Origin of the sequence: Streptacidiphilus rugosus AM-16 (genome assembly GCF_000744655.1) — a bacterium.
GTDB lineage: Bacteria > Actinomycetota > Actinomycetes > Streptomycetales > Streptomycetaceae > Streptacidiphilus > Streptacidiphilus rugosus.
Genome location: NZ_JQMJ01000001.1, coordinates 402,165 through 426,860, shown reverse-complemented (window position 1 = coordinate 426,860; position 24,696 = coordinate 402,165). Strand labels below are relative to the sequence as shown.

The following is a 24,696-nucleotide window of genomic DNA, read 5'->3' as shown; positions in this document are numbered from 1 at the left end:
AGCAGCGTCCCCCCGGATGGACTGCGGTCACGCCGTGGCACCGCCCGTATGTCTGCCCATCAGCGCCCCTCCCCCGGCGCGCTTGTTAGCGTGTTCATGCTTCCCTGGACCGACACGACCCCTGCGAGGGATCATGGACGCTGAGACGAGCGTGGACTTTCACCCGTTGGCCAAGACCCCGGTCATCGTGACCGACGACGAGGACTTCGGCCCCTGCATCCGCATACGGGGCGAGAGCATGGCGCTGACGGTCTTCTGTCCGGGCACATAGCGCGACGCGGACGATCTCGCCTTCGCCCACGCACTTCGCGATGCCGCCGACACGTTCCTGCGCGCGGTGGAGAAGCATGTCGTCCAACAGGAACTGAGACTCCTGGCAGCGCTGGATTCCACGAACGGGTGAACTCGCCTGCGGGCTGGGCCTGCAGGCACCAGCGGCGGGCGACGCGCGTGGCCTTGCCCCGGTGTCCTCCCCGGCCGCGCCGCGGCGGGGCGGGTGTCAGAACATGGTGTTGTCGTTCTTGGACGCGACCGGAATGACCTGCAGCACGTCCCAGTGCTCGACGATCTTGCCGTTGCTGTCGAGGCGGAAGATGTCGATGCCTGCGTACTCCTCACCGGGCCAGAACTGGTGGCAGTGCAGCACGACGTGGTCGCCGTCCGCGAAGGCGCGTTTGAATTCGACGCGCTTGCCCGGGTACTCGGCCGCCATGCGTTCGAAGTAGTCGATGAACGCCTGCTTTCCGTCCGCGACATGTGGATTGTGCTGGGTGTAGGTGTCCCCGGCGTACTGGGCGATGGCCTCGGCCGGCCGACACTGGTTGAACATCAGGTCATAGAACGCCCGTACTGTCGCTTTGTTCTTCTCAGGATCACTCATATCGCTCAGCGTAAGGCCGACCGGCGGCAGCCACCGGGCGAGCTCCACCGAACCGGGGCCTTCAGGCCACCGTGGCGATCCCCCGGGTGCGATCGGACGGCGCGTCTTGGCCATCGCCGGATGTCAGGGGCACCTAGGCTGACGTGGGTGACGGCGACAAGCAGAGTCGGGACGCCGCTGGTGCGGGTACGCGGACTCGGGAAGCGGTTCGGCGGCACGGTGGCGCTGGACGGGCTGGACCTGGACATCGCCGGCAGCAGCGTCCTGGCCCTGGTGGGGCCCAACGGGGCGGGCAAGTCGACGCTGATCCAGATCCTGGCCGGGATCCACCACGCGGACGCCGGCCACGTGTGGGTGGCGGGTGACCGGCTGGGGTCCCGGGCGGCTGCGCGGAGAATGGCGTTCGTGCACCAGGATCCGGCGCTGGTGGAGTGGATGACCGTGGCCGAGAACATCGCGCTGGGCCTCGGGTACCCCCGCTCGAAGGGGCTGATCTCCCAGCGGCGAGTGCAGGAGCAGGGCTCGGATGTGCTCACGGGTCTGCTGGAGGGGATCGATCCCCGCACCCGGGCGGGAGAGCTCTCGCGCGCGGAGCGGTCGATGGTCGCCGTGGCCCGGGCACTGGCCGCCGACGCCGACCTGGTCGTGCTGGACGAGCCGACGGTGAGCTTGTCGGCGGTCGACAGCGCCCGGCTGTTCCGAGCCTTGCACCGGCTGCGGGACCGGGGGCGTGCGGTGCTGTACGTCAGCCACCGGCTCGACGAGGTGTACCAGGTAGCCGACCGCTTCGCCGTGCTGCGCGACGGACAGCTGTTGCGCGAGGGGGCACTCGCCGTCCACGGCCCGACGCGGCTGCTCCACGACATCGTGGGGCAGGAACTCACCACTTATCAGGCGCCGCCGGCACCGACCGGGGGCGCCGCGCTGCTGCGGGTGCGGCGGGTGCGCACGCCCGTGGCCGGACCGGTCGATGTGGACGTGCTACCGGGCGAGGTGGTCGGGATGACCGGCCTGACGGGGGCGGGGCATGAGAGCGTGGGCCGGGCGCTTGCCGGGCTGGTGCCGCTGGCAGAGGGCGACCTGCGGCTGGCGGGGCGCCCGTACCGTCCGGCGTCGGTCGCCGAGGCGGTGGGCGCGGGAGTGAGTTTCGTGGGGGGAGACCGCCTGGAGGAGGGAGGCGGGCTGGATCTGACCGTGCGGGAGAACCTGTTCCCCAACCCGCGCGCCACCGGACGGCGGACGATCTCGTGGATCCGGCCCCGCGACGAGCGGGCAGGGGCATCGTCCCTGATCGAGCGCTTCCGTGTGCGCCCGAGCAACAGTGAAGCGCCGCTGGCGACGTTGTCGGGCGGCAACCAGCAGAAGGTGGTCATCGGGCGGTGGCTCGGGCTGCGGCGGCGGCTGATGGTATTGGAGGAACCCACCGCAGGCGTGGACGTGGGCGCCAAAGCGGAGATCCACCGACTCCTCGCGGAAGAGGTCACGGCGGGACTGGCGGTCGTCCTGGTTTCCAGCGATTTCGAGGAGCTGGTGCGCGTCTGCCACCGCGTGCTGGTGTTCGTGCGCGGGCAGGTTGCGGCCGAGCTGACCGGCCCGGCGCTGAGCGTGTCGGCGCTGGTCCGGACCACTTCGATGACTGCTCCCCCGTCCGCCGCCCCCGCTGCGGATGAGGACGGAAGGTGAGGCGCGCATGACGCCCCCAGGATCGCGCTCTCCGACGCGCGTCGCGGCCCAACGGCACGAAGCCTGGCACTTGATGGCGGCCTACGGCCTGCCCGCCCTCGGGGTGGCGCTGTTCGCCGGGTTCTCCGCGGCGCTGCCCGACACGTTTCCCACACACGCCAATCTGTCCGCGATCGTGTCCAACAACGGCGTGTCGGCCCTGCTCGCGCTCGGGGCGATGATCCCGATCGTGCTCGGCAAGTTCGATCTGTCGATCGGTTTCGCACTGGGCTTCGCCCATGTCGTGGCCCTCGAACTGATCGTGCAGGAGGGCTGGCCCTGGCAGGCGGCGGGCCTCGTCGTCGTGCTGCTCGGGGGGGTGGTGGGATTGGCCAACGGCCTGCTTGCGGAGTTCGCGCACATCGACTCGTTCATCGCCACCTTGGGCACCGGCAGCGTGCTGTACGCCCTCACCGGCTGGATCACCGGTGGCGCCCGGATCGTGCCGTCGCCGACAGGGCTGCCTCAGGGCTTCATCGCGCTGTACGACGCCACCTGGCTCGGACTGCCGGTACCGGGGTGGTACGTCCTGGCGCTGACGGCGCTGCTGTGGACGATGCTGGAGCGCCTGCCGCTCGGACGGTACATGTACGTGATCGGCTCCAATCCACGCGCGGCACGGCTTCTCGGCATCCCCACGCGACGCTACGGCATCTACGCGTTCGTCGGTGCGGGGCTGGTCGCCGGCTTCGCCGGGGTGCTGCTCGCCGCGCAGCAGCAGCTGGGCAACCCCACCATCGGCATGGACTATCTGCTTCCCGCGTTCGTGGGTGCGCTGCTGGGCTCGACCACCGTCAAACCCGGTCGACCGAACGCGTTGGGAACCCTTTTCGCCGTCGCGATCCTGGCGGAGGGCCTGGCGGGTATCGGCCAGCTGGGGGCCGCCTTCTGGGCCACGCCCTTGTTCAACGGCATCATCCTGCTGATCGCGGTGGCCATCGGCGGGTCGGTGAGGCGCCGCCGCCTGCGCTCCGGGACGCGGGCGGAGCGCGCCGGATCGACGGGCCGGGGACCTGGCGGGCGGCCCACGACCACGGCGCGGGCCGACCGGCCCGCGCCGTCACCGCCGGACGCACCAAACAGTGGTTAGATTGTCATGTTTTGGTGCGCCTGTCCGTCATGTCTTCCGTCGCCCGCCAGGCTGGTTTGGAGGCTCCCGCTTGGACCGCGCCCGCGTACTTCTGATGAGCCTGTCCGTCGCCGTCTGCACGGCTGTGGCGACCGCAGGCTGCGGGTCGGGCTCGGGCTCCGGCGGGCCGGCAACCGGCACCGGATGCGCCTCCGCGATGGCACGAGCCGATCAGGCGACCGCGCAGGCCGAGAACGTGACCACCCCGTGGGCCGGCCCGACAACCGGACCGCGAGCGATGCCGGGCAAGACCCTGGTGTTCGTCGCGGAAACCATGACCAACCCCGGAGTGGCCGGCGTGGCTGCAGGAGTCCGGGGGGCCGCGCAGACGATCGGCTGGAACGTACGCGTCATCGACGGGCAAGGAACCCCGACCGGACTCCAGGCGGCAATGAGCGAAGCCGTCGCGCTGCGGCCGTCGGGCATCGTCATCGGCGGTTTCGACCCGCGGGGCACCGCCCAACAGGTCGCGCAGGCGAACGCGGCGGGAATCACACTGATCGGCTGGCACGCCGTCGACAACCCAGGACCCAGCGCCGACCCCCGCTTGTTCGACAACATCACCACTCGCGTGGAGGACGTCTCCCGGCTGAGCGCGGACTGGATCATCGCCAAGTCCGGCGGCCACGCCGGCGTGGTCGTCTTCACCGACTCCTCGATCCCCTTCGCCGAGAACAAGAGCCAGCTCATCAAAAAGGAGCTCACAAGCTGCGCGAGCACACAAGTGCTCAGCTACGAGAACATCCCAATCACCGACGCGGTGACCCGTATGCCCCAGGAGGTCTCCTCACTGCTGTCACGGTTCGGCAACCGATGGACCTACTCCGTCGCGATCAACGACCTCTACTTCGCGGACGGCGCAGCCGCTCTGCGCGCAGCCGGAAAGAACGGCGGCGGAAGCCCCCACAACATCGGGGCCGGCGACGGCGACCCCTCGGCCTTCCAGCGGATCAACAGCAAGCAATTCCAGGCGGCCACCGTGCCCGAACCGCTGACCGAGCAGGGCTGGCAGATCGTGGACGAGTTCAACCGCTCCTTCGCCGGCCGGCCGCCCAGCGGCTACGTCGCACCCGTGAAGATCATTACGGCGGCCAACTCCGGCGGAGCCGAGTCCTGGAACCCGCAGGGTTACCAGGAGGCGTACCGGAAAATCTGGCAAAAGTGACCCGTCCGAACCGCCAGGGAAGACGGCCCCCATTGAGAAATCCCGTCAACAGGGGTTTGAATGTTCAATGGGTTGTTGGTGACGGTGACAAGTCGGGATACCCATCCGTACGGAGTCGAACGCACCAGAAGCGAGGAGTCTGCCATGGACTCGCCAAACGCGGACAGCTTTGTCGGCCGCGAGGCCGAAATCGCCCTGCTGCGCCAAGCGGTTCACGACGCGCGCTCCGGGGTGCCCTCCGTCGCCGTCATCACCGGCGATGCAGGGATCGGCAAGACCGCACTGGTACGCCGCGCACTCCGCGATCTGGAGGGCTTCACCGTCCTGTACGCCTGGTGCGACGCAAGCGAGCGGGACTGGGCGTTCGGGGCGATCGAGCAACTGGTCCGGCGGATCGAACCGCGAACACTCAAGGACTTCCCGCTCTTCGTCCAAGGCGTCGACTCAACCACCGCCCCCATGGCCGTGGGCGCCGAGCTGATCGGTCTCCTCGGCACACTGGAGGAGACCAACCCGGTAGTGATCGTCGTCGACGACGTTCCACTGGCCGACGAGGCCTCCGTCAAAGCACTCGGGTTCGTGCTGCGCCGCCTGTGGGCCGATCGCGTGCTGGTGATCCTCACAGCACGCAGCGGCGCAGGGCCGGCAACGCCCTCGCTCGACGACGCCACAGCCTGGCAGCGACTGATCCGAGCCGTCGAGCACACCCAGCTCATCCATCTGACCGGCCTCGACACCGACGATGTGATCCACCTGACCGCGGAGCTGAGCGGTGAGACGCTCCCGTTGCCCGCCGCCCAGCGCCTTTGCCGGCACACCGGCGGCCACCCGCTCTACCTGCGCTCCGTCCTGACCACCACCGAGCCCAGCCGGCTGGCCGACCCTGGATACACCTTCGCCGTGCCCGGCTCGCTCACAGCCACCGTCCGCTCCGTGCTGAACGGGCTGCCACCGGAGTCCCGCGCCCTCGTGGAAGCACTCTCGGTACTCGACGCACGCGTCCCGCTGGCCTGGGCCGGAGCACTGGCCGACATCGAGGACCCCGCCCAGGCTCTCGAACCGGCACTGGCCGACGGGCTGGTGCGCTGGTGGCCCACCGACCCCTCCTGTCCCGTGCAGATCGACCATGCGCTCCAGCGCGACGCCGTCTACCAGGCCCTGCCTCCCCCGCAACGCCAGGCGCTGCACCGGGCGGCCGTCCCGCTGGTGAACAAGGATGCCGCCTGGGCCCACCGCGTGGCCGCCGCGGGAAGCGCCGACCCGGAACTGGCCCGGGAACTCGAGCAGGAGGCACATCGGAAGGCCGCCGCCGACCACGCCGACCGCGCCGCCACTCTGCTGCTGTGGGCGGCCGAACTCTCCACCACCCGAGCCGAGGTGGAACGCAGGCTACTGACCGCCACCATGCATCTGAGCTACATGCCCACCTACGACCGCGACCGGACCGCCGCTCTGCGCGAGGCGGTCGAACGTTGCGCCCCCAGCGCCCTGCGAACCTGTCTGCTGGCCCGCTACGCCCACTGGCGTGGCGAGCTGCCCACGGCCGAGAGGCTCTACCACGAGGCCATCGAACAGGCACACACAGAGGGGGCGGAACTGGTCGAGGCGGTGGCCAGAGTGAACCTCGGCACGATGTACGCCCTCCTGGTCCGCTGCGAGGAGGCAGCCCAGTTGCTGCGGCCGGCCGTGCAGCAGGGCGGTCTCGACCCTCGCGCCGCCATCGAGGCCTACTGGGGACTGGCCTGCTGCAAAGCCTTCCTCGAGGGCCCGAAGGCAGCCCTGACCGTACTTGAACAGACACACTTGCCCGACCCTGCGGACAAGGTCCCCGACGAACAGGGCATGCTGGCCGTCTGCCGCGGCGTGTTCCGCGAACAATCAGGAGACCTGCGCAGAGCACTCGACGATCTCTCCACCACCCTCGGCCGGCCCCGCGCCCGAGTCGGCTACATGCGCACCGCCGGGCTCAGCTACCTCGCCGACTGCCAGTACCAGCTCGGCCTGTGGGATCAGGCCGCCGGCACCGCAGACCAGGCGATGACCGTCGCGGTGGCCGACGGCGCGCTGCCCGCCGCCGCCCGCGCCCACTCAATCGCCTGCGTCCTGGCCGCCGGCCGGGGCCACTGGGCAGCGGCTCGCGAGCACCTGCGGACATGCCAGCAATGGGTCCAGGGCGCAGCGGCCCCCGAACGGGACTGGGTCTACCCCGTGCGCGCCGAGGCAGCGCTGGCCCAGGCCCAGGACGACTCCGAGGCCCTGTACCGCGTACTCGAACCGGTCTTCGCCCGGCCCACCGCGGGCGCCTACATCGCCGCCAAGATGTGGTTCCTCCCTCTGGAGGTCGAAGCACTGACCGACACCGGACATCTGCCCGCAGCCGAGCGTACCCTGGAGCGCCTTCAAGCCCTTGCCGCCGACATGGTGAGCCTGCGTCTCGCCGCCGCACGGGCCGCCGGACAGCTCGCCGAAGCACACGGCCTGCCCGACGCTGCCCGGGAGGCCTACGAGACGGGCCTGGCCCAGCCGTCCGGCGAAGGCGACGTCCCGTTCCACCGGGCCCGCTTGGAGCACGCACTGGGTCGGCTCCTGCTGGCCTCGGGCGACAAGCCGCGCGCCCTGGAACAGCTCAACTCCGCCCACGAGCGGTTCGGCGCCTTGGGCGCGGCACCCTTCGCCGAACGGGTCGCCCGCGATCTGGACGCCGGCGGCGACCACCTGGCCACCGGGCCAGCATCCGCCACGACGGCGCTGACCGACCGCGAACAGACAATCGCCCGGCTGGTGGCCACCGGACTGACCAACGGGGAAGTCGCCCGCGAACTCTTCGTCAGCCCGAAGACCGTCGAATACCACCTGGCTCACGTTTTCACCAAGCTCGGTGTCGCCTCCCGTCGCGAGCTGCGCACCACTCTCAGCAGTCACTGAGTGGGGCAGCGGACCCGGCACGGATCTCCCTCCAGCAGGACTGGGGCGGCGCCGACGCGAGGAGTCGAGACCGGGACGAGGCGCCTGATCGGTGCGGTCTCCGGCCCCACGGTCCGCATTCCTGAGCTACGGAGACTCAGCGACCACCTTCGGTACGACGACTTATCAGGACCCTCCTGGCGAGCCGGGCGCCGAGGCGGCGCAGACCCTGCTGGATGCCGCCGGGGAAGCCCCGCATCACAACGATGAGGACGACGCCGTAGATCGCACCTGGCAGGTTGTCGGCAACGTTGGCCGGCAGCTGGTTGCTGGATGAGAGGCCGGAGGTCCAGGACGAGATCACCACGAGGAACAGCGAACCCCACACGGCACCGGCCAGGCTTCCGACCCCGCCCAGGATCGCGGCTGTCAGCAGCGCGATGGACAGGTCCAACGTGAAGGCCCCTGGCGCGGCGAGCGAGTTGACCCAGGCCAGCAGCCCGCCGCCGAGACCTGCGCAGGCCGCTGCGATGACGAAGGCCAGGACGCGCAATCGGGCGATGCGGACCCCGCTGAGGGCTGCCGCCGACTCGTCGTCCTGGGCGGCACGCATCAGTCGGCCGTAGCGGCTTCGCTGGAGGTTCGCGAGGAACCAGAGAGTGAGGACGGCGCACAGGCCGCTGACCCACGCCTGCCAGCGTTCCAGCGGGAAGTTCGGGCCCAGCCCGGCCGGCGGGGCCGAGGTGTTGACCGTCAGCCCGTTCTCGCCCTGCAGGGCACCGCTCAGGCCGGGGTAGTCGGCAAGCGCCGGGAGGCCGACCGCGAGAGCGAGAGTCGCGGTCGCCAGGTAGACCCCTCGAAGCCGGGACGCCGCCACGGCCAGGACGAGTCCGACGGTTCCCGCGACGGCCGCGGAGCAGAGCAGGACCACGGCCAAAGCCCAGTGGAGATGGCCGATCAGCAACGCGGTGGTGTAGGCGCCGACGGCCATGAGCGCGCCCTGCCCCACCGAGACCTGCCCGCTCAGCCCGGCCATGAAGGTGAGTCCGGCGGTCGCGCAGAGCGTGTAGGCGACTTGCGCGGCCTGGAGGTCGCGGTAGGGCGAGAGCTGCCCGCTGACCAGGAAGACAAGAGCCAGGCCCGCGAGCGCGGTCAGCGAGTGGCGGACCAGCGTCAGCTTCACGAGGTGCACCAGCGCGACGCGTGTGCGGCTCATGCCGTTCTCGCGGTGCTCGTGCCGAACAGGCCGGACGGGCGGACGACGAGCACCGCCAGCAGCACCGCGCAGGCGCCGAGCGGTGAGATCTCCGAGCCCGCGTACCCGGACGTGTAACTCACCGTGCATCCCAGCAGCAACCCGCCGACCACCGACCCGACCGGACTGTCCAGCCCGCCGATGATCGCCGCGGTGAAGGAGTAGACCAGGACCGGGTCGAACTGGTTCGGTCCTAGGAAGAGCGAGGGCGCCGTCAGCACTCCGGCCAGAGAACCGATCAGCCCTGCCAACGCCCACCCGGTGGTGAGCATCCGTCCGACTCGCACTCCGAGGATCCTGGCAATCTCGGGAGCGAGCGCCGCAGCTCTCATCCGCAGTCCCAACGTCGTGCGCCGGAAGAGCAGCACCAGTGCGATCATGGTGATCGCCACCATGGCGATGGTGAAGACGTCGGTGGGCGACAGCAGCAGTCGGGAGCCAGCGACCGAGAAGCCCTGGACGCTGAACGGCGGTGGATAAGAGCGCGGCTGCGCGCCCCAAATCATTCCCGCAATGGCGCTGAGCAGGCTGGCCATTCCCAGGGTCACGATGAGCGCGTTCAGCCCTGGCTTCCGTTCCAGCGGCCGGATCAGCACACGCTCCGTGAGGGCACCCAAGGCCGCACCTGCCAGCAGGGCGGCCCCCAGCGCCAGCCAGTAAGACCTGGTCTCGTTCTGGACGGTCCACGCGATGAAGGTGGTGATCATCAGCATGTCGCCCTGGGCGAAGTTGAGGACTCTGGTGGAGCGGAAAATCATGACGAGGGCCAGCGCGACGGTTGCGAAGATCATCCCGTCCGTGATGCCGGAAAGGGTGAGGTTGACGAATCGCAGCACTAGAACCCCAGGTAGGCGTGGCGGAGCCGCTCGACCATGCGAGGGTTGGCGACCACCGCGGCGGCGTCCTCGTCGATGACGACTCGGCCCAGGCTGAGGACGACGACGCGGTCGGCGATGGAGAGGGCACTTCTGGCGTTCTGCTCGACCAACAGGACCGTGAGACCGCTCGACCCCTGCAACTGCCGCAGTACGTTCATGATCTGAGCGACCGCGCGGGGAGCCAGTCCCAAGGACGGCTCGTCCAGGAGCAGCAGACGCGGATGGGTCATCAGGGCGCGCCCGAGGGCCAACATCTGCCGCTCGCCGCCAGACAGCGAGGACGCCGCGTTGGACCGGCGCTCCCGAAGCGCCGGGAACATGCCGAAGATCCGGTCCCGCGTCTCGCGTCGCACGCCTGGCGCGTCACCGGAGATCAGTTCACCCAGCCGAAGGTTCTCCGCCACCGTCAGCTCGCCGATGATGCCCTGTCCGGTCGGCAGATGTGCGAGCCCGAGACGGGCGATGTCCTCGACGCGACGTCCGTGGATCGGCTCTCCTGCGAAAGTGACGCTGCCCGACGCCGGGTGCTCCAGACCGCTGACAGTCCGCAGTAATGTGGTCTTGCCCGCGCCATTGGCTCCGAGCACGGCGGTGATGGAGCCGCGCGGCACCCGAAGCGTGACGTCGTCGAGGGCGCGCACGGAACCGTAGTCCACGGTGAGCCGGTCCGTCTCAAGCACTGTTGTCGGCTTCCCTGCCCAGGTAGGCTGCGATCACGGCCGAGTCACCGCGGATGGCGTCAGGCGTACCGCGGGCGATGAGCTTCCCGAAGTCCAGCACGGCCACGTCGTGACAGACCGACATGACGAAGTCCATGTTGTGCTCGACCAGCACCACCGAACGGGCCAGCCCCGGCAGCAGGGCGGCCAGCTCCGCAATATCCCGCTCGGAGAGCCCGGCCGCCGGCTCGTCGAGCAGCAGCAACTCGGGCCGGCTCAACATGGCACGAGCCAGCACCACCCGCTTCCGGGCACCGTGGTCCACCGCGCCGACTGCTTTGTCGGCCAGCGTGCCGATGCCCAGATCTCGGAGCGTCTCGATCGCCCGCTCCCGCAGCGCGGCTTCCTCGCTATCTGCCCTGGGCAGTGCCAGTAGAGCCGACACCAGGCCGGTCCGAGCTTGCGTGGTGGCGCCCATCACCACGTTCTCCAGTACCGAGAGGTTCGGGAACAAGCCGAGGCCCTGAAGGGTTCGGGCGACGCCGAGCCGGGCCAACTGGTGCGGCCGGTGGTTGTGAAGTCGTCGGCCCTTCCAGGTAACCTTTCCCGCTTGGGGCCTGACGAGCCCGCACATCACGTTGAACAGCGTGGTCTTGCCCGCACCGTTCGGGCCGATCACACCGACCACCTGCCCGGCGGGCACCGACAGGTCCACTCCGTCCAGTGCGACCACACCGCCGAACCGCACCGTCACCCCGGAGACCTCCAACATCGGCTCCATCGGACCGCCACTTCCTGGTCGTTGGACTCACGGGGACGGGATGCCTTGAGCGGGGGCTGTGGCGGGCGGCGACGCGTACGGGGTGACTGGCCCTGTTCCGTCGTCCGTGATCAGAGGCTGACCCTGGAGGGCGAGTCCATTGCCCTTGACGACGGCGATCTGGCTCCCCGCGTATCCGGCGTGGGAGCTCTTGCTAAACGCGAAGGAGACCAGGCCCGGACCTGTGAAGCCGCCCTGCTCGACGGCGTTCACGATCGACTGACGTGTCGGGTTCTTCCCTGCCCGCTGCAGTGCCTGCACGAACGTGTAGGCCTCCGCCATGCCGGACAGGACCGTGGTGCTCAGAGGCAGTGACGGGGCGTACTGGGCGCGGACCTTGTCGAAGAGGGCGATCCAACTGTTCGACGTATCTGTCGCAGGCGGCAGGTAGGCGTCGGTGATCATCCCTTGGATGAGCGCGTTCCCCTGCGCGGCGGTGCCGCCCTGCTTGGTGTAGGAAGCGAGGAGCTTGGAGAGCGTGACCGGGTCGGAGCCCGGGTAACTCACCACCAACTGCGCGGTGTTGCCGAACTTGAGCTGCGCAAGGCGGAGCATCGCGGTGGCCGACCCGATCGAGAAGGCGATGATCACATCGGCCTTGGACTGGGCAATGGCCGTCATCTGGGGGGTGATGTCGATGGCCCCGGGCTCATAGGTCTGGCGGGAGACGACGGAGGAGGGCGGAAGGACCGTATCCAGGCCCTTGACCCCGTTCTCGCCGAAGTCGCCGCTCTGGCTGAAGTAGGCGATTTTCTTCCCGGGAAACGCGCTCTTGACGTAAGATCCCAGGATTTTTCCTTCGCGGACATAATCGGTGGGGAACCCGAAGGTGTAGGGAAGGGAGCCGGGTTGGTTCCAGCAAAGACAGCCTGAGGAGACGAAGAGGTCGGGGACATGCTGGGCGTTGAGATAGTCGACGACCTTGCTGTGCGTCGGGGTTCCGATGCCGGCCAGAATCGCATAGACATTGTCCTGCTCCACCAGCTGGTGGACCACTGCAACAGTTTTCGAAGGGTTGTAGGCGTCATCCTTGTAGTCGTAGACGAGCTTGCGGCCGTAGACCCCGCCGTTGGCGTTCACGTAGTCGAAATACGCTCTGATCGCGACCGGGTAGTCCATGAAGCCCGGGGCGGCAGGGCCGGTCAACGGGGCGTGCCCGCCGACAGTGACCGTGGTCGCGGTCACTCCCGGGGTGGAACCCGAAGGCGATCCTCCGGAGCCAGTGCAGGCTGATGTCACAGTGACGGACAGTGCTGTCAGTACAGCTCCCACGCACAGGTGCAGTCTCACTACGCCTCCAGGGCGGCCGGAATCTCGCGCTCGGTGATTAGTCCGCCCGGAAGGGCAGGCCCAAACGGTCTACGGGTGCCAATCACTCGCCCGGTCGACGCACGGACTGCCTTCGGACCCGGAACAGCGGTGCGAGTGGAGGAGGGCGGGGTGGCCGGTTCGGCCGCGCCTGTGGCCGTGGGCGGTGATGCCGGTCGGCGAAGACCGGCGCCAGCGGCGGTTCGGAGCGGTAGGCCTTTCACCCGCAGACCGGCTGGTCGCTCAATGACGGGAGAGCGGGCGAGCAGATGTGGGTGACAGCGGGCCGAACGTCTTGCGGAGCTGGCGGCGATTGGCGACGCTGAGTTTCGCGTAGACGTGGCTCAGATGGTATTCGACGGTTTTCGGGCTGACGAAGAGTTCGTGACCGATTTCCTGGTTGGTGAGCCCTTGGGTCGCAAGGTGCGCGACGGCCTGCTCACGTTCGGTCAGTTGCGCGAGAGCCGCCGTCGAGGCGCGTTCAGGGGCGGAGGCCGAGTCGGACGCGCCGAGGGCCGCCAGGTCGGCAGCGGCGCGTTCGGCGTAGGGATGGGCGCCGAACCTGATGTAGGCGCGGTGGGCGTGTCGGAGATGGTCGACGGCGTCGTTGCGGTCGCGGGGAGTGCGCGTGGTCAGGAGTTGGCGGGCGAGGTCGTGGTGGAGGAAGGCACGATGCAAGGGGATGTCCTCGCCTTCGCTTGCGGAGATCGCCAGACCCGCTCGGTAACAGGTGAGCGATGTGGCGGTGTCGTGGCGGGCGGCGGCGAGGCGGCCGTGCAACCAGCAGGCGGTGGTGGCCAGAGCCGGGGCGTCGTGGGCGACACGGTCGAACTCGGCGACGGCGTCCTCGGCTCGCTGGAGATCCAAGAGGGCGGGATGGTCGGAGTCGGTGAGCGACTCCACCAGGAGGGGCGGCCACAGGGCGGCCCAGACCCTGCGCAGTCCGGGGGCGACCGTCGAGAAGTCGTCCAGGGCACGCAGGGCGTCTGCTGTGGCGGTGCGGTCGCCCTGGGCGTGGGCGATGACGGCATCGGCGAAGACCGGGTAGATGCCGTTGAGCCGCGGGAAGGCCGTGGCAGTCCAGTACCGGCAGTCGGCCAGAGCGGCCTGGGCCTGGGCCCAGTGGCCCTGCTGCGCATGCGTCATCGCTGCCACGGCGTATGCCGGTGACATCCCCCAATACTGCCCGGTGGTGTCGGCTACGAGCACGGTTTGATCAGCGCGGATCAGGGCGTCGTCCCAGTATCCGGCGAGGTAGCGCGCGAAGGCGAGTAGGTAGTACTCCAGCACGTAGATGGGAATGCCATCGGTGGTCTGTTCCCGTGCGATGAGGGTGGTGAGGTCGTCGGAGCCGGCCTGGAGTCGGCCGGCTCGCACCCGCAGGGTGCCGCGGTACCGCAGAACAGCGCTGGCACTGGGCGGGACACTAGCCGCAGCGTCGGGAAGGTGGGCCTCAGCGAAGACGCGCAGGCCAGCGGCGGGACCCTCAGTGTAGCCCACGGAGGTGCCGAGCCGCCCCCAGGCGTAGTAGGCGTCAGGGCTGTCGGCTGGCAGCCGTTGGAGTGCGTGGTGCAGGATCGGGATGGCCTTGGCTCCTTCGACTTGCAGGACGTGGAACGCGCCCAGGAAGATTTCCGCCAGGAGCGTGGTCTCCTCGTCGCGGGAAGCGGCAAGGGCGCGCGTCAAGTGGTGTTCGGCGGTGGGGAAATCCCCGAACATGGATGCCAGTTGACCAAGGAGCGTATCGCGCAGGGGGGTAGGCGCACAGCCTTCGAGGGCGCTGCGCAGCGTACTCGCACGCTTGTAGGCGTAGCCCCCGAGGAGATAGGCGGTGGCTGCGAGTAGGTGTGCTTCGTAGCCGTCGCGGGCGGGTGAGAGGTCAGCTGCCCACAGCTCCAAAGTGCTGGCCCGTTCGAAGCGCGAGTCGGCTGCTTGCCGGGCCGCCTCCTGCGCGAGTTGGTCGGCGAGATCAGGATCAGTGGCCGTCGCAGCGGCCACCTTGTGGGCCCATGCCTGGTCGGGGGGGACGAGGCCGGCGGCCGCCTCGTGGAGAACCACCCGTCGGACGGGGCTGATGGCCTGATAGATAGCGTCGCGCTGGAGCGAGTGGTGGATTTGCAGAGGGGGGATGGGATCGGTGGGGTCCCAGGAGACCAACCCTGCGGCCAGAAGCGGTCCGAGCGCACGGGTGGGGTCGTCGACGGCGGCGAGCTGGCCGGCCAGGGTCAGTGGCACCGAGGTGTCGAGTACGGCGAGTGCTTCCACGAGGTGGCGGGCATCGGCGGGGAGGTGGTTGAGGGTCTGCTGGACGACCGCACCCAGGGTAGAGGGGACGGGGAGCGGCCGGCCCATGTCGGCCAGTGCGGCTCTGGGTACTTCGGTGAGGAGCGAATGCAGGTGGAGCGGGTGACCGCCGGTGTGCTGCCAGAGACGGTCAAGGGCTGCGCGGCTCAAGCTGGTCGCGCCGGCGGCTTCGGCCACACCGTCGGTCTCGGCGGCGGCCAAGCCCGTGAGGTGCAGGGTCGTGACATGCTCGACGCTTCGCCACAGACTGCTCCAATGGTCGCCGAGCAGGCCACTGTTCACCGTGGCAGCGCCGTCGAAGGCGACCGCACCGGTGGCCGACGTGGCGCCGTCCCTGCCATGGGCGCGCTTGGTGGTATCCGGCTCGGTGATGCCCTGCCGGTCGCCGTCGTTGGTGCGGGCGGTGGCGACGAGGAGGATGGGTTCGCTCCAGAGGCGGCGAAGAATGAAGGCGAGGACCTGACGAGACAGATGGTCGACCAGCGGAAGGTCATCGAGGACGAGGGCCAAGGGTTTGTCGTCGCTCGCGGCGGCGAGCACGGCCAGAAGGTCGGCTCCGACGGCTATGGGTGTGGCGCGTGGGCCGAGGGCTGCCAATAGCTCCCGCAGGCCGGGCGTGCCGGGCGGAAGCTGGCGCAGAAGCTGATCGAGGGCTCCGTAGGACAGGTCGATTTCGGCCATGTCGCCGGAAGCCCAGCAGGTCCGGAAGCTGTGACCGCTGTGGCCGAGGAAGTAGCGGACCAGCGCGGTCTTGCCGATTCCCGCCTCACCCTCCAGGGCCACGACCCAGGGGACGCCACCCACGGCCTGCGCCGCACAGTGATCCAACTGGGCCAGTTCAGCGCCCCGCCCGACGAACTCCGTGCCCCACCACGACGCCCTTGGCAAGTCCACCCCGGACGGCTCATCCCCTGGCACGGGTACATGCCCGGCCGGCCCGTCGGATGCAGGACTACCTGGACGCGCAGGCACGCCATGTGTGGGCACTGCATCACCGCCATCTTGCAAACTCCTTTCGAGGGTATTCCGCGCTCTTGGCCGGCGCATCCGCGGCACCCGCCCCCTCAGTCTCCGGCCGGAAGAGGCAGGCGTGGCCGCCGTTCATCCGAGTGCGGCAACAGCCCCCTGGGCGCCGCGGCCGCGTCCCGCCCAGGGCACTATCGGCTATCGGCGGGTGGCCACGGCGAAGATCCGCCGGAACGGAAAGACGGTGCCATGCGGGCCAACCGGGTAGGCATCGCGCAGCAGGGCGCTGTATGCCGCAAGGAAGCGGTCCCGTTCTTCGGGGTCGTCCAGCCGGGTGAGCACGGGCCGCAGACCGGTCCCCATCGCCCATTCGAGGACAGCGTCGGGGCCGGAGAGCAAAATGCTGTAGGTGGTCTCCCAGGCGTCGACCGTGCAGTCGGCGCCGGCCAGGGTCTCCACGTACTCGGCCGGCTCGATGACGCTGAATCCATCCATGATCCCGCTGAGGACCCTGTTCCAGCGCCGCGTGCGGGTGAGCCCGGCAAGCAGGGTGTGGTTCGGCGCGGTGAAGTTACCGGGAACCTGCACAGCGAGGCTTGCGCCCGGACGCAGAGCGGCCGCCCAGCGGAGAAGGAGCTCGCGGTGGTCGGGGACCCAATGCAGCATCGCGTTGCTGACGATCAGGTCGGGCATCACGGCGGCGACATCGAACTGCCGGGCGTCGGCGAGCACGTAGTCGGCGGTCGGCTCACCCGCTGTTCGGGCGGCGGCGAGCATGTCGGTCGAGCTGTCGACCGCGATGATCCGTGCCTCGGGCCAGCGCCGCCGAAGCACCTGTGTGGAATTGCCCGGCCCGCACCCCATGTCCAAGATCGTGGAAGCCGGTTCGCGGGGAAGTACGGGGACCCGAGCCAGCAGGTCATGCAGCGGTCGAGTACGTTCGTTGGCGAAACGCAGGTATTGCCCGGGATCCCAGCGTACGGAGCTCATTGCCACTCCAAGATGTCTCGGTGAGTCCTTCCCACCTGAACACGGCCCGGCGGCCTCCTCCACCCCTGGGCCGCCACCCCACCGCCACCGCCCCTCCCGCAGAAAAGCAGAGCAGAGAGAGCCCCGCATGCCGAAAACAGCAGCTGAGAAGGTCGGGGTCAAACCCGGATCCGTGCTGACCGTCGTCAACGCGCCGGACAGCGAACCGCCCGTACTCACTCCCCTGCCGACCGGTACCATCCTCCAGCTCACGCCTCGCGGCGGCAGCGGAGAGCCCGCGGACGTGATCGTGCTGTTCGCCGAGGACACGGTGGAACTGCACCGCGATGCTCCCGCCGTGCTGGCGTCCGCGCCCGACCAGGCGAAGATCTGGATCGCCTACCGCAAGGGCGGCGTCAGCGACCTCGGCCGCGACACCCTCATGCCCGCCTTCGTCGAACTGGGCTGGCACGGTGTCAGCCTCGTGTCGCTGGACGCCACCTGGTCCGCGGCCCGGTTCCGCCGTCTGGAGCAGATCGGGCGCTGAGATCGGAACCCGTCTGAGGTCCCCGCCTCGTCGGTCTTCCCGTGCCACGGAGCCCGGCGGCAGCCGCGCCGCGCATGCTGGACAGCCTTGATAGTGGCGGCAGGGGCACAGGTTCGGCGCCTCGGTCCGCTGCCCCACTACCGGTCATGTTCATGCCCGGCGAAGCGGAGCGGATTCACCGGACATACTCGGACAACACGGAGGGGGATTGCAGTCCAAGGCAGCCCCGTGCTTCGCCCGGGACAGAAGATGCAGAGAAGGGAACAGTGATGGCCGAGCCCAAGGGTCCTCCTCTCACACCCGAGCTCTACGACTACGTCCTCAGCCACAACCCGTCGCTTCATCCTGTGCAGCAGCATCTCGTCGAGGCCACCCGCAGCCGCTTCCCCGAGGTCCCACGTCTGCAGATCGCTCCCGAGCAAGCGCCCTTTCTGGCTTTCCTGGTCCGGCTGACCGGTGCCCGCAGAATCGTCGAAGTGGGGACCTTCACCGGCCTGTCCGCCTTGTCCATGGCCTTGGCCATGCCTGAGGACGGGAAGTTGACCGCTTGCGACATCTCCCGGGAATGGACCGATGTGGCCCGCGAGGCGTGGGCCGAGGCGGGCGTCGCAAAAAAGATCGATCTCAGGCTGGCGCCAGCGGTGGAAACGCTTCGGTCCTTGCCCGACGAGCCATGGATCGACATGTCGTTCATCGACGCCGACAAGATCAGCTATCCGGTCTACTGGGAGGAAATCGTGCGTCGCACCCGCCCGGGCGGGCTCATCGCCATCGACAACACGCTGTACTCGGGGGAGGTCGTGAACTCTTGGGCGGTCGGCGACGCGGCCGCCATCCAGGCGTTCAACGACATCGTCAGATCCGATGCGCGGGTCGACGCGGTGCTGCTCACCGTGGCGGACGGAATGACACTCGCGTTCAGGCGGCCGTGAACCCACCACCGCGCCCCGGCCGGTTCGACCAGCGTTGGTCCGGCCGGAGTACGCCCCGGTGCGGCAGCCTCAGTTCCTGGCTACTCACTTCGCGAACCCCCCAGCCGGCGCCTGATCAGCGAGCAGCCGATGGCCCCGGCCAGCGGGAGCCCGGCGAGCAGCGCCCATAGCCGCACCCTGACCGTGCAGACGCCCCACAGGTGGATGTCCACCATTGCGGTGTTCATCAGCACGAACCACACGACCGCGGATCCGGTCGCCGCAGCGAGGAGCGCACGAACACTGACGGTGACACCCGCCACCGTCGCGCCCCGGGCATCCCATGACCACTTCGCCATGCCCCGAGTCTGCGCATCAGAGGGGCGAACGGATCGCCCCAAAGGACAGCCATCCAGCCCCGTGCCGGTCCCGGCCGGGCCCCCTTCAGTCGCCGGCCGGGACCGGCACGGAGCCGTCAGCAGGGGTTAGGCCTTGACGTACATCTTGTCCATGAACTCCAGGATCTGCTCGTCGGTGAGTCGCTGTCCCTCGCGGTGTCCGGTGGCCAGGTCGACCTCGCTGATCATGCCGACGAGACGGTCGCCGTCGATCACGGGGATGCGGCGGATCTGGTGCTGCTCCATTTTGCGCAGCACGGTGTCGATGTCGTCGTCCGCCCGCACGCAGTGCAGGTGCCCGGCGAGTTCGCGGGCCTTCATGGAGGTGGGGTTCTTGCCCTCGGCCAGGCAACGAATGACGATGTCGCGGTCGGTGATGATGCCCTTGAGTTTCTGGTCCTGCCCGCAGATCGGGAGCGCCCCCACGCCCTGGTCGCGCATCATCCGGGCTGCGTCGAGAAGGGACTCGTCCTCACCCACGCAGAACGCGCCTGCGTGCATCACGTCACGTGCACTGGTCATGGCTGACCTCCCACGACGGGGCGCGGAGCCGTCCGACCGCTCGGCTGCGGTCGAATCGTCCGGTCCGGTAGCCGTCGCTCTCACCTTAGGCAGGCGCCCTCCGCGCCGCTCGACGGAAGCAGCCGCCGGCGACGGACCCCGCCGGTGCCGTCCGGTAGGACTAATCTGGCTTCAGGGTGGACCGACCACAGCGGCGGAGGAGGCCATGCCGGAGGAGCCGTCGCCGAAGTTCTCACAGCTGCGCTCCGACCGGCTGTCGGCACAGCTGCAGACACGCCTGGACCAGGCACGCGGCACCAGGGACCGGCTCCGCAGCCTCCTGGAAGCTGTCCTGTCACTGGGACCGGCGCTCGAGCTAGACACCGCTTTGCAGCAGATCGTCGAGTCCGCTGCGGCGCTGGTGGACGCCCGCTACGGCGCCCTGGGCGTGGTCGGCGACGACCGGAAGCTGACCAATTTCCTCTTCACGGGAGTTACCGCCGCTCAGGTGACGGCGATCGGACCGTTCCCGTCCGGGCACGGCGTCCCCGGTGGGCTGCTGAGCCAGCCCGAGCCACTGCACCTCCTCGACCTCACGGCCGATCCGGCGTCCGTGGGATTCCCCACCCATCACCCGCCCATGCACGATTTCCTCGGCACCCCGATCCGGATTCGCAACGAGATCGTCGGCAATCTCTATCTCACCGAGAAGCACGGGGGCACCCCGTTCGACGCCGAGGACGAGTCGGTGCTGCGGGTCCTCGCCGCCGCCGCCGGGGTCGCAATCGACCACGCCCGCCTGCACCGGACGGCCTGGGTGCGCGACCGGTGGCTGCAGGCCAGCAGCAGGATCACCTGCCGTCTGCTGTCCGGCACCCCCGAGCAGAACGTGCTCGGCGACCTGGTCCGGGCCTGCCTGGAGATCCTCGCGGCGGACCTGGGAGCCATCGCGGTACCGCTGCCCACTCCCGGACACGGCCTCTTTGTGCAGTACGCCGAAGGCCTGGACGCCGAGGAGCACCGCGGCCTGCTGCTGCCCCTGGAAGGAACCTTCCTGGGGGCCGCGTTCACCGGGGGCCGCACGGCCACCAGCACGGATGTGAGCCAGGACCCCCGCATCATCACCGGACTGCCGCGCTGGCAGGGCTTCGGCCCCGCCGTCGCCGCCCCGCTCGGTAGCGGTACCTGCCAGCCCCGCGGCGTCCTCCTGATCGCCCGTCGCACGGGAGGCCATCCCTTCACACCCGAGGAGACGACGCCTCTGCAGGCGTTCGCCGACCACGCGGCGCTGGCACTGGAAATCGCCTCCCGCCGCCGCGCCGCCGAAGAGCCGTAGCCCGCCGCCGGTGATCTCGGCGCGAGGGGCTTCCGCCTCTGCCGGGCGGTGTCGAGGGAAGGCGGGCGCGATCGTCCGATGGTGCGAGCCACCACGGGGGTAGCAGTGGCCCGCACCGTGCTGACGCGTCAGCACAGCCCGGTCTGGGGTCCGCTGGGGGAAGCGGCCCCTCGGGCTACTCCACGGTAATAGACGTGTACGCGCCATGGAAGGCCGCATCCCGGTCACGGCCCCGGAGCATCTCCCGTGCGGACGACGGCTCGCGACGCCTGCCCCGTGTCCCTGCCGCGCCCTGGCCCGTCAGGCCGTGGAGGCGTCGAGCGCAGCCGTGAGGTGCGCGAGCTGGGCGTGCAGATCGGCCGCCTGCTGCGAGGTGAGGCCGGTGGCCCGGGCGAGGCGCAAGGGCACCTCCCTCCCCCGGTCCTTAAGTCGAGTGCCTTCGGCAGTGGGCTCGACCAGGACGGACCGCTCGTCGCGTGGGTCCCGTCGGCGCGCGACCAGGCCGGCGGCCTCGAGCCGCTTCAGCAGCGGTGACATGGTGCCGTAGTCGAGGCGCAGCAACTCGCCCAGCCGTTTGACCGGGAGCGGGCCGTGCCGCCACAGCGCTGCCATCACCAGGTACTGGGGGTACGTCAGGTCCAGGTCCTCCAGCAGGCGGCGGTAGACCCGGTCGAAAGCACGCGCCGTGGAGTGGACTGCGAGGCAGAGGAGCCCGTCGAGCTGGAGCTGGTCGAGGTCGACGGGAGCAGCAGGCGGCGCGGGGTGTTGGCTCATGCTGCCGATGGTACGACGCGAGCCTTCATTTTCATCGCACCCGATTACCTTGCGCACGATTTAATTGTATGCAACTATCGTGTTCGTACGGCGGACGGACCGCCCCGAAGACGAAAGGTGACCTCGTGGACCCGCTCTACGTCGCCGCAGCCACCGCCAACGGACGCGAAGGCCGCGCCGCCAGCACCGACGGCACCCTGGACCTGGCCCTCGGCCTCCCGGTCGCCCTCGGCGGCAACGGCCAGGGGACCAACCCCGAGCAACTGTTCGCACTCGGGTACGCCGCCTGCTTCGCCAGTGCACTCGCCGCCGTCGGCCGCGAAGCCAAGATCGACACCAAGGACGCCTCCGTCACCGCCGAGGTCGGCATCGGCAAGGACACCGACGCCGGCTTCGGCCTCGCGGTGACCCTCCGCGTCGAGCTTCCCGACCACCTCCACGGTGACCAGGGCAAGACCCTCGTGGAGACCGCCCACGCGTTCTGCCCCTATTCCAAGGCCACCCGCGGCAACATCCCGGTGCAGCTCGTCATCGAGTAACACCTCATCTGCGGGCCCCTGACTCTCCGCCAGGGCCCGAAAGAGTTTTAAACCCCCACCCCCACGCCCCGCTTGCAAGGACACCTCTCATGAAGATCCGCCGTTCCGCCACCGCATTCGGCCTGACCGCAGCTCTCGGCGCCACCGCATTCCTGAGCACCCACGCGTCAGCCGCCTCCCCCGGCCCCGACTCGGCCGGCACCACCGCCCGGCCCACCGTGGTCCTCGTCCACGGCGCATTCGCCGACGCCTCCAGCTGGGACGGTGTCATCAAGGACCTGCAGCAGCAGGGCTACAAGGTGGTCGCCCCGGCGAACCCGCTGCGTGGCCTGCCGAGCGACTCGGCCTACCTCGCCAGCGTCCTGCACAGCATCCAGGGCCCGATCGTGCTGGTCGGCCACTCCTACGGCGGCGAGGTCATCACCAACGCGGCGGCCGGCGACCCCCAGGTCAAGGCCCTCGTCTACATCGCCGCCATCGCCCCGGACAAGGGCGAGAGCGCCAACGACATCCTCGGCAAGTTCGCCGGCAGCCAGCTGCCCACCGCCCTGACCAACGTGTCCTACCCCAAGGCCGACGGCACCAGCGGCACCGACCTGTACGTCAACCCCGACAAGTTCCGCGCCGCCTTCGCCGGAGACGTCCCGGCCACCACCGCAGCCGTCATGGCCGCCACCCAGCGGCCCATCGACGCCACCGCCCTCACCGACAAGAGCGCGGCCGCCGCCTGGAAGACCATCCCCAGCTGGTACCTCGTCGCCGACGCCGACAAGACCATCCCGCCGGCCGCCGAGCGCTTCATGGCCAAGCGCGCCCACGCCCACACCATCGAGATCAACTCCTCCCACGCCGCAGCCGTCTCCCACCCCGACATGGTCGCCGGCCTCATCATCGACGCCGCCCGCAGCACGCAGAAGTAACCCGCCCAGGCGGTCCCCCCAGCACGGCGCGCCCACCTGGTACCAGCACCAGGTGGGCGCGCTGGCACCGGGCGCACCGGGCCGCGATCACTCCCGGCGCCACTTCGATCGGCGCATCGGCGACCGAGCGGCCCAATCCGAGCGGACCCCCCAGAACGCACGCCCGACTGCCCCATCGGGCAGTTCACCGAGGATCCAAGGACGGACGATGCCGCCACGGCCATGCCATCGCTCAGGAGAGGTCAGCTGATGCAGCGTACGGTTGTCGTCGCCCGCAGCGGACGGGCCCTTCGCCAGGCACAGGTGTCCCGCCGCCGCACCGCGCTGCGCCGGGTCACCCTGAGCACACTCGGCCTGGGCGTGGCCGCCGGCGCCACGACCTTCGGACTGGGCCTGGCCTACGCACACACGCCGAAAAGCGACTCCCAGCCGAACACGGGGCTCGTGTCGGTGCCCGCCGCACCCGGCCGAACGCCCGGTGGCAGGACGGGTGCGAACCCAAGCCGGACGGCCGCAGCCGGACCCGTCAGTCCGCGTCCGACCGCGAAGGACGCCGTACGGACCGGGCCACCGTCGGCAAACGCGCCCACCGGCCACGCCTCTGTGTCTGCAGGCACCCGGACGGCCACACCGCCCCGGGCCCCCGCCGCACCGGTGGTCTCACCGAGCGTCCCGGCATCTCCCCCGCCGCCACCTCGGGCAACCGCACCGACGCCCCCAGCACCTCAGCCATCACCGCCGTCGCAGGCGGCACCACAGGCGCCGTTGCCCCAGCAAGCTGCCCCCGTGGCACCGGCCTACACGCCCGCCACCCCTCCGGTACCTGCTCCCGCCGCGACGATACAGCCGGCGATGACCACAACAGGTGGCTCGTGACACCCTCCTGACCCGCCCGCCCCGATGGGTGCACCCAGTCTCAGAGGTACCCCAAGGATCCGAAGACCACGAGCGCTGCCGCGTCCACGGCGAAGATGGCACCAACGGTCACCACCTTCGTCGAGACTCGTTTCATGTCGTGCACCCAGAAGCAGACGACGAAGAAGGGGAGATAGCCGACCAGCCAGATGAGATAGGGGCAACCGGCCTGCCACCAGGGCCAGTCCCAGGTAAGGACCCCTGCCGCGTGCAAGAGCAGTTCCACTCCGACCGAGAGCGCGGCATTCACCGCCGCAAGGAGCCATCGGTTGGGGACCCCCAGCACACGCTTGGCCGGATCGGGCGGAAGCATCTTCGCGGCCGCGACTCCCATGATGGCGAACATGAAGCAGATCTCGATGTTGAGGCCGATCAGGATCTGGTAGGCCGTCTTCCCGACCGCGCCCCAGACGGGTGCCCGACCGGTGAAATGGGAGACGAGGGCGTTCCAGATCTCGTTGAACCAGTCCATGCCCCACAGGGCCAGCCCGGCCAGAGGAATGCTCCAGTTCCGGCGCTGTACCTCGGCGGCGTAGATGTAAATGACTATCAGCAGCAGCGGGACCACGTACCACTGGAACAGACCCGGATCGCGTAGAAGCAGCAGGGCTTGGCGGGCATGGTCCGTCATCGGCATCTCCATGATTACCAGTCAGTAGGCTGAGCATCATGGTGCCCTTCTGCCGCACTCGTCCATAGCGCGAGGATCCGAGGTCCCTCACTCACAAGGCTGCGGCCTACGGCCACACGACTGACTCCCGCGTGTCCGGCCTTGGCCCCGGAGGGGCAACGCGCACACTGAAACCGGGACGCGACCCCGGGCCGGCGCGAGCGGGCCGATGCCTGCTTCGCAGACCTGCCCACGCCTTGGAGGGATCCCGTGGCGACTCCTGCTT

General features: G+C 69.3%; 22 protein-coding genes. 10 read left to right on the top strand and 12 right to left on the bottom strand.

Translation table 11 applies throughout. From position 1 onward, the window contains the following. Window positions 1-133: 133 nt before the first annotated feature. Window positions 134-271, top strand: a complete 138-nt coding sequence (locus BS83_RS44910; protein ID WP_157596748.1) for a hypothetical protein — start codon at window positions 134-136, stop codon at window positions 269-271. A 228-nt stretch (window positions 272-499) separates the two neighbouring features. Here the strand turns inward: BS83_RS44910 and BS83_RS01900 are convergent, their stop codons facing one another. Continuing rightward, window positions 500-994 (bottom strand): nuclear transport factor 2 family protein, encoded by a 495-nt coding sequence (locus tag BS83_RS01900; protein ID WP_232247991.1) that lies wholly within the window; start codon window positions 992-994, stop codon window positions 500-502. A gap of 6 nt (window positions 995-1,000) precedes the next feature. Here BS83_RS01900 and BS83_RS01895 point away from each other — a divergent pair, with 6 nt between their 5' ends. The 4 genes from BS83_RS01895 (at window position 1,001) to BS83_RS01880 (ending at window position 7,821) form a co-directional block, all read left to right on the top strand. Beyond that, the gene (locus tag BS83_RS01895; RefSeq protein WP_037599910.1) at window positions 1,001-2,563 is read left to right on the top strand and encodes a sugar ABC transporter ATP-binding protein; all 1,563 of its coding nucleotides are present in this window, start codon (window positions 1,001-1,003) and stop codon (window positions 2,561-2,563) included. A 7-nt stretch (window positions 2,564-2,570) separates the two neighbouring features. Beyond that, a complete protein-coding gene (locus BS83_RS01890) occupies window positions 2,571-3,692 on the top strand; it encodes an ABC transporter permease (RefSeq protein WP_051942412.1) in 1,122 nt (373 codons plus the stop codon). 94 nt (window positions 3,693-3,786) lie between these two features. Next, complete coding sequence (locus BS83_RS01885; RefSeq protein ID WP_037599908.1) at window positions 3,787-4,896, top strand: substrate-binding domain-containing protein; 1,110 nt, start codon at window positions 3,787-3,789, stop codon at window positions 4,894-4,896. A 144-nt stretch (window positions 4,897-5,040) separates the two neighbouring features. Then, window positions 5,041-7,821, top strand: a complete 2,781-nt coding sequence (locus BS83_RS01880; RefSeq protein ID WP_037599906.1) for a helix-turn-helix transcriptional regulator — start codon at window positions 5,041-5,043, stop codon at window positions 7,819-7,821. 136 nt (window positions 7,822-7,957) lie between these two features. Here the strand turns inward: BS83_RS01880 and BS83_RS01875 are convergent, their stop codons facing one another. From BS83_RS01875 to BS83_RS01845, 7 genes are all read right to left on the bottom strand, one after another. Beyond that, a complete protein-coding gene (locus BS83_RS01875) occupies window positions 7,958-9,016 on the bottom strand; it encodes a branched-chain amino acid ABC transporter permease (protein ID WP_063774068.1) in 1,059 nt (352 codons plus the stop codon). Next, complete coding sequence (locus BS83_RS01870; RefSeq protein ID WP_037599904.1) at window positions 9,013-9,891, bottom strand: branched-chain amino acid ABC transporter permease; 879 nt, start codon at window positions 9,889-9,891, stop codon at window positions 9,013-9,015. Before BS83_RS01870 ends, BS83_RS01875 begins: the two co-directional genes overlap by 4 nt. Continuing rightward, window positions 9,891-10,613 (bottom strand): ABC transporter ATP-binding protein, encoded by a 723-nt coding sequence (locus BS83_RS01865; protein ID WP_037599902.1) that lies wholly within the window; start codon window positions 10,611-10,613, stop codon window positions 9,891-9,893. The genes BS83_RS01870 and BS83_RS01865 overlap by 1 nt, the downstream gene beginning before the upstream one ends. Beyond that, a complete protein-coding gene (locus tag BS83_RS01860; RefSeq protein ID WP_037599900.1) occupies window positions 10,606-11,373 on the bottom strand; it encodes an ABC transporter ATP-binding protein in 768 nt (255 codons plus the stop codon). Before BS83_RS01860 ends, BS83_RS01865 begins: the two co-directional genes overlap by 8 nt. Window positions 11,374-11,400: 27 nt before the next feature. Continuing rightward, complete coding sequence (locus tag BS83_RS01855) at window positions 11,401-12,597, bottom strand: ABC transporter substrate-binding protein (protein WP_232247989.1); 1,197 nt, start codon at window positions 12,595-12,597, stop codon at window positions 11,401-11,403. Window positions 12,598-12,963: 366 nt separating this feature from the next. After that, window positions 12,964-15,918: a helix-turn-helix transcriptional regulator gene (locus BS83_RS01850; protein WP_037599898.1), complete on the bottom strand. Its 2,955-nt coding sequence runs from the start codon at window positions 15,916-15,918 to the stop codon at window positions 12,964-12,966. A gap of 270 nt (window positions 15,919-16,188) precedes the next feature. Then, the gene (locus BS83_RS01845; RefSeq protein WP_037599897.1) at window positions 16,189-16,980 is read right to left on the bottom strand and encodes a methyltransferase domain-containing protein; all 792 of its coding nucleotides are present in this window, start codon (window positions 16,978-16,980) and stop codon (window positions 16,189-16,191) included. 127 nt (window positions 16,981-17,107) lie between these two features. Here BS83_RS01845 and BS83_RS41220 point away from each other — a divergent pair, with 127 nt between their 5' ends. Beyond that, window positions 17,108-17,506, top strand: a complete 399-nt coding sequence (locus tag BS83_RS41220) for a hypothetical protein (RefSeq protein ID WP_157596746.1) — start codon at window positions 17,108-17,110, stop codon at window positions 17,504-17,506. Window positions 17,507-17,775: 269 nt separating this feature from the next. Continuing rightward, window positions 17,776-18,438 (top strand): O-methyltransferase, encoded by a 663-nt coding sequence (locus tag BS83_RS01835; protein ID WP_037599895.1) that lies wholly within the window; start codon window positions 17,776-17,778, stop codon window positions 18,436-18,438. 80 nt (window positions 18,439-18,518) lie between these two features. Here the strand turns inward: BS83_RS01835 and BS83_RS44905 are convergent, their stop codons facing one another. Continuing rightward, window positions 18,519-18,776 carry a DUF1049 domain-containing protein gene (locus BS83_RS44905; protein WP_157596745.1) on the bottom strand — a complete coding sequence of 86 codons (258 nt, stop codon included), beginning with the start codon at window positions 18,774-18,776 and terminating at the stop codon, window positions 18,519-18,521. 126 nt (window positions 18,777-18,902) lie between these two features. After that, a complete protein-coding gene (locus tag BS83_RS01830) occupies window positions 18,903-19,337 on the bottom strand; it encodes a CBS domain-containing protein (protein WP_037599892.1) in 435 nt (144 codons plus the stop codon). Window positions 19,338-19,542: 205 nt separating this feature from the next. On the opposite strand from BS83_RS01830, the gene BS83_RS01825 reads away from it, so the two are divergent. After that, window positions 19,543-20,652, top strand: coding sequence for a GAF domain-containing protein (locus BS83_RS01825; protein ID WP_051942406.1), 1,110 nt, complete (start codon window positions 19,543-19,545; stop codon window positions 20,650-20,652). A gap of 300 nt (window positions 20,653-20,952) precedes the next feature. On the opposite strand, the gene BS83_RS01820 is transcribed toward BS83_RS01825, so the two are convergent. Then, window positions 20,953-21,426, bottom strand: a complete 474-nt coding sequence (locus BS83_RS01820) for a MarR family winged helix-turn-helix transcriptional regulator (protein WP_037599889.1) — start codon at window positions 21,424-21,426, stop codon at window positions 20,953-20,955. 125 nt (window positions 21,427-21,551) lie between these two features. Between BS83_RS01820 and BS83_RS01815 the strand changes: the two genes are divergently transcribed. Together BS83_RS01815 and BS83_RS01810 are read left to right on the top strand one after the other, a co-directional pair. Continuing rightward, complete coding sequence (locus BS83_RS01815) at window positions 21,552-21,965, top strand: Ohr family peroxiredoxin (protein WP_037599886.1); 414 nt, start codon at window positions 21,552-21,554, stop codon at window positions 21,963-21,965. Between the two features lie 89 nt (window positions 21,966-22,054). Next, window positions 22,055-22,885 (top strand): alpha/beta fold hydrolase, encoded by an 831-nt coding sequence (locus tag BS83_RS01810; RefSeq protein ID WP_037599883.1) that lies wholly within the window; start codon window positions 22,055-22,057, stop codon window positions 22,883-22,885. Between the two features lie 916 nt (window positions 22,886-23,801). Here BS83_RS01810 and BS83_RS01805 read toward each other — a convergent pair. Continuing rightward, entirely contained in the window at window positions 23,802-24,443 is a 642-nt protein-coding gene (locus BS83_RS01805) for a hypothetical protein (protein ID WP_198035095.1), read from the bottom strand. Window positions 24,444-24,696: the final 253 nt, after the last annotated feature.